Origin of the sequence: Streptococcus jiangjianxini, assembly GCF_040225085.1 — a bacterium.
GTDB classification, from domain to species: domain Bacteria; phylum Bacillota; class Bacilli; order Lactobacillales; family Streptococcaceae; genus Streptococcus; species Streptococcus jiangjianxini.
Genome location: NZ_JBEHGL010000037.1, coordinates 1 through 4189, shown reverse-complemented (window position 1 = coordinate 4189; position 4189 = coordinate 1). Strand labels below are relative to the sequence as shown.

Below are 4189 nucleotides of genomic sequence, written 5' to 3'. Positions count from 1 at the left end.
ATGAGCATGCGACGTAAAAAATTTGTCCTTAGTCTGTCCTTTGACCAGTATTTAAAACGATTACTGTAAGGCAAACATAGCTTCGAAGCCAGAGAAATAGATTAGGGATTTTCATGCGTTTGTCGTGGAAGCTGTTATCTTAGACTATTCATAAAAACGATATTTTGGTATAATAGTTTTTATGGAAAAACTTCGACTAAGTGCACAAGTTGAGAAAAAACTAAACAAAGGGATTGTGCTATTAGAGAAAGATGATTTATCAACTGCCAAAACGAAAGATAACTTGGTGCAGTTGGTCTCTAAATCTGGGCAATTGATAGCAACAGCCTATTTATCAGAACAAAATAAGGGATTAGGTTGGGTTATCTCTAAAGATGAAGTGGAACTGACTCAAGCCTTTTTTGAAAACTTGTTCATCAAGGCAAAGAAATCACGTCTTTCTTATATCAATGACTCAAACACGACAGCCTATCGACTCTTCAATCAAGAAGGAGATGGATTTGGTGGCTTTACCGTTGATAGATACGATGACTTTGCCGTCTTTTCGTGGTATAATGCTTTTGTTTACCGTATAAAAGATATGGTGGTTGAAGCCTTTAAGACGGTTTTCCCTGAGTTGGTTGGAGCTTATGAAAAATACCGATTTAAAGGGGCGGAAATTCAGTCAGCACATCTATACGGAGAAGAAGCGCCCGAAGCCTTTGATATACTAGAAAATAACATCAAGTACCAAATTTTTCTAAATGATGGTTTGATGACAGGGATTTTTCTGGATCAGCATGATGTCAGAGGACGTTTGATAGACGGGTTAGCAGCAGGAAAGTCCGTTTTGAATCTCTTTTCCTATACAGCAGCATTTTCTATCGCTGCTGCCATGGGAGGAGCAACTCAAACGACTTCTGTTGATTTGGCTAAGCGATCTGTAGAGTTGTCAGAGGCTCATTTTAAAGCGAATGGTCTTGATATGGCCAATCATAAACTGATGGTTATGGACGTTTTTGATTATTATCGCTATGCGAAGAGACACGAACTGACTTATGATGTGATTGTGATTGATCCACCGAGTTTTGCCCGCAATAAGAAACAAACTTTTTCTGTTTCAAAAGATTACCATCGTTTAGTCAATCAAGCACTTGATCTTTTAAATCCAAATGGTCTATTAATCTTATCCACTAATGCTTCCAATCTGAGTGTTGAGCAATTCCAAAAACAGATCAATAAAGGTTTTGGCGAACAAGCCTATCAAGTGTTGTCCTTAGACCGACTTCCTGATGATTTTAAAATAAATAAGAATGATGAAAGAAGTAACTACTTAAAAGTATTTACCATTAAGGTTGAATAATGAAAATAGTTGTACCAATTATTCCTAAGAACCTCGATGAGGTTAAAGATATTGACAGTTCGAAATATGAAGGCGCTGATATTATTGAGTGGCGTGCGGATTATTTAGCAAAAGATGATATTTTAAGAGTGGCGCCAGCTATTTTTGAGAAGTTTTCTGGTTATGAGATTCTCTTTACCATTCGAACAGTAAATGAAGGTGGATATGCTGACTTTAGCGCAGAGGATTATATTTCTCTGTTGAAGGATGTTGATGCTTTATATCATCCTGATTATATTGATTTTGAATATTTTACTTACAAGTCACATTTTGACCAGTTGTTAAGTTTTCCAAACTTGGCTTTAAGTTACCATAACTTCCGTGAGACACCTGAAAATTTGATGGAGATTTTTTCAGAATTAACAACCTTAGCCCCTCGTGTTGTAAAAATTTCAGTAATGCCTCACAATGAGCAAGAAGTTCTAGATCTGATGAACTACACACGTGGTTTTAAAACCTTAAATCCAGAACAAACTTACGCCACCGTTTCTATGGGGAAACTCGGAAAACTGTCACGAATTTCAGGTGATGTGACAGGTTCAGCGTGGAGCTTCTCTGGTCTGGATAGTGAAAACGCTAATGGTCCAGGTCAACTCAAATTACATGATATGAAGAGAATCAAGGCGATTCTTGAAGAAGATTAAAACATCAGTTGGCTTCTTAGTCTATGCTTGAACTAATAAAAACAAACCGTCCCTATAAGTGGGGCCAACAGGTTGAAGAAACTATTTCAAAGTAGACAGTTTCTTCAATCTTTTTTCTTTGTTATGAAAAGTCATAAATTCTAAAAACGGTTAAGTGAGAGCATTTTTTATGGTTAACAAAATGAAACAAAAAAACGGTACAACCATGATTTTCTATTAGTAGTGGGTATTGGTTACAGTTTAATAAAATAGTTCAGAAAGTATTGCCTAATTGCGATACTTTTTTAGGGACTGAAGTTTGGCTCTTATCTCAATAATCGATCCTGTTTATCCTCTTCACACCAGGTTTACCTGTTATCCAATCTTCAGAAGGTATCGGTATTATGAAGGATTCTACAAGGGAAATTGTTATCTCTAGTGGTATCTGTTGTCCGGTTAGGGTGGCTTTAAAATGCTTTTCAGTTGTTGGTTATCGAAATATCCTTACCTTTTGGAGTTTCTTGTTTGGAAAATTATGTTAAAATATGGTCAACACTTATTTAATGGGAGGATTTGAATATGTCTACTAATATTTATGATTTAGCTAATGAACTGGAACGCAGTATCCGTGCTTTACCAGAATACCAGGTGGTAGCTGATGCTAAGGCTAAGATTGATGGTAACCCAGAAGCTAAGGCCCTTTTTGACGAGTTTGTTGCTTTTCAAGAGGATTTGTATCAAAAAATGCAATCAGGCCAAATGCCAACTGAGGATGACCAAAAGGCTATTCAGTCAATGACCGAAAAAATGGAAGCAGACACCGTTGTTAGAGATTACTTTAATGCTCAACAGGCTCTTTCAGTTTACATCTCAGACATTGAGCGTATTGTCTTCAAGCCCTTGCAAGAATTGACAGAAAAGTAAATCGATAGCAGACATTTATTTTAAAGGAGGGGTCCTTATGACACGTAAAATTGGTATTATCGGGATGGGAAATGTTGGGTCAGCTTTGGCTCATGGCTTGATTTCGGAAAACCTTGCGGATCATTATGTTTTGATTGATCCCAAAGAAGAAAAAGTACGTGCGGATCAGCTTGATTTTCAAGATGCTATGGCTAATCACTCTGGTTTTGCTAAAATCACGATCAATGATTACGCGGCCCTAGCTGATGCTGATGTTGTGGTGTCAGCCCTTGGGAATATCAGCTTGCAACATAATGCAGGTGAAGATCGTTTTGCAGAGTTCGCTCTCATGCAAGAGCAGGTACCCCAAGTGGCGGCTTCTCTCAAGGGGTCAGAGTTTTCCGGCGTCCTTGTCGTTATTTCTAATCCAGTTGATGCCGTATCAGCTCTCTATCAGGCTTTGACGGGCTTTCCTAAGGAGCGTGTGATTGGAACAGGGACTCTCCTTGATACTGCTCGGATGAAACGTGTCGTTAGTGATCGTCTTGGGGTTAATCCTAAGAGTGTGTCAGGGTATAATCTTGGGGAACATGGCAACTCCCAGTTTACAGCTTGGAGTCAAGTGACTGTCAAAGGCCAGCCTATTACCAATTTCTTTTCGAAAGAGGAGCTGGAAGAAATGTCTTTTGCTTCGATGAAAGGTGGTCATACTGTCTTTTATGGCAAAGGTTACACCTCCTATGGTATTGCCACAACAGCTATCCGTATCATTAAGGCTATCTTATCTGATGCCAAAGAGGAGTTAGTTGTCTCAAGTTATCAAGAGCAATTTGGAACCTACGTGGGCTACCCAGCCCTGATTGGCCGTGGCGGAAAGGTTGATCATGTTCAGCTAAGTTTAACTGACAATGAAAATACTAAATTACAAGCATCTGCCAACCTAATCAAGGAACGTGTTGAAACAGCTCTTGAGAAATGATTATCAAAATGAAACCAGTCAATTGTGATTGGTTTTTTGTGATTAATCAAGTTTGGATTTGGTATACTCTTATCCTCAAAAAATCAAGAGCAGACTAAGCGACGCCGATGCAGATAGCACTGACGGTCATCAAATCAAGTCAACACCTTTTGCTTTTGATTTTAGAAGCGTATTAGCACGACAAACGCATGAAGAAACCATCGTTTTCAGATAACAGTTTCATAAAATAAGTTTGACCCCTTTGCTATACTAAAGATAGTGGAGGATTTTGTTATGAATGAGATACTAGATTTCTTGATAGGT

General features: G+C 38.3%; 4 protein-coding genes. All 4 read left to right on the top strand.

What is annotated here, in order from left to right; all coding sequences use genetic code 11:
- Nucleotides 1-181 precede the first annotated feature (181 nt).
- The 4 genes from ABP870_RS10390 (at nt 182) to ABP870_RS10375 (ending at nt 3886) form a co-directional block, all read left to right on the top strand.
- Complete coding sequence (locus ABP870_RS10390) at nt 182-1342, top strand: class I SAM-dependent rRNA methyltransferase (protein WP_350015290.1); 1161 nt, start codon at nt 182-184, stop codon at nt 1340-1342.
- Complete coding sequence (locus ABP870_RS10385; RefSeq protein ID WP_350015289.1) at nt 1342-2025, top strand: type I 3-dehydroquinate dehydratase; 684 nt, start codon at nt 1342-1344, stop codon at nt 2023-2025. The genes ABP870_RS10390 and ABP870_RS10385 overlap by 1 nt, the downstream gene beginning before the upstream one ends.
- Nucleotides 2026-2583: 558 nt before the next feature.
- Complete coding sequence (locus ABP870_RS10380; RefSeq protein ID WP_350015288.1) at nt 2584-2928, top strand: YlbF/YmcA family competence regulator; 345 nt, start codon at nt 2584-2586, stop codon at nt 2926-2928.
- Nucleotides 2929-2965: 37 nt separating this feature from the next.
- Nucleotides 2966-3886, top strand: coding sequence for an L-lactate dehydrogenase (locus ABP870_RS10375; protein ID WP_350015287.1), 921 nt, complete (start codon nt 2966-2968; stop codon nt 3884-3886).
- The last annotated feature ends 303 nt before the right edge of the window (nt 3887-4189 follow it).

Excerpts from the sequence above, each read along its gene's own strand:
- ABP870_RS10390 (WP_350015290.1), top strand. The coding sequence starts at position 182 with ATGGAAAAACTTCGACTAAGTGCACAAGTTGAGAAAAAACTAAACAAA.
- ABP870_RS10385 (WP_350015289.1), top strand. The coding sequence starts at position 1,342 with ATGAAAATAGTTGTACCAATTATTCCTAAGAACCTCGATGAGGTTAAA.
- ABP870_RS10380 (WP_350015288.1), top strand. The coding sequence starts at position 2,584 with ATGTCTACTAATATTTATGATTTAGCTAATGAACTGGAACGCAGTATC.
- ABP870_RS10375 (WP_350015287.1), top strand. The coding sequence starts at position 2,966 with ATGACACGTAAAATTGGTATTATCGGGATGGGAAATGTTGGGTCAGCT.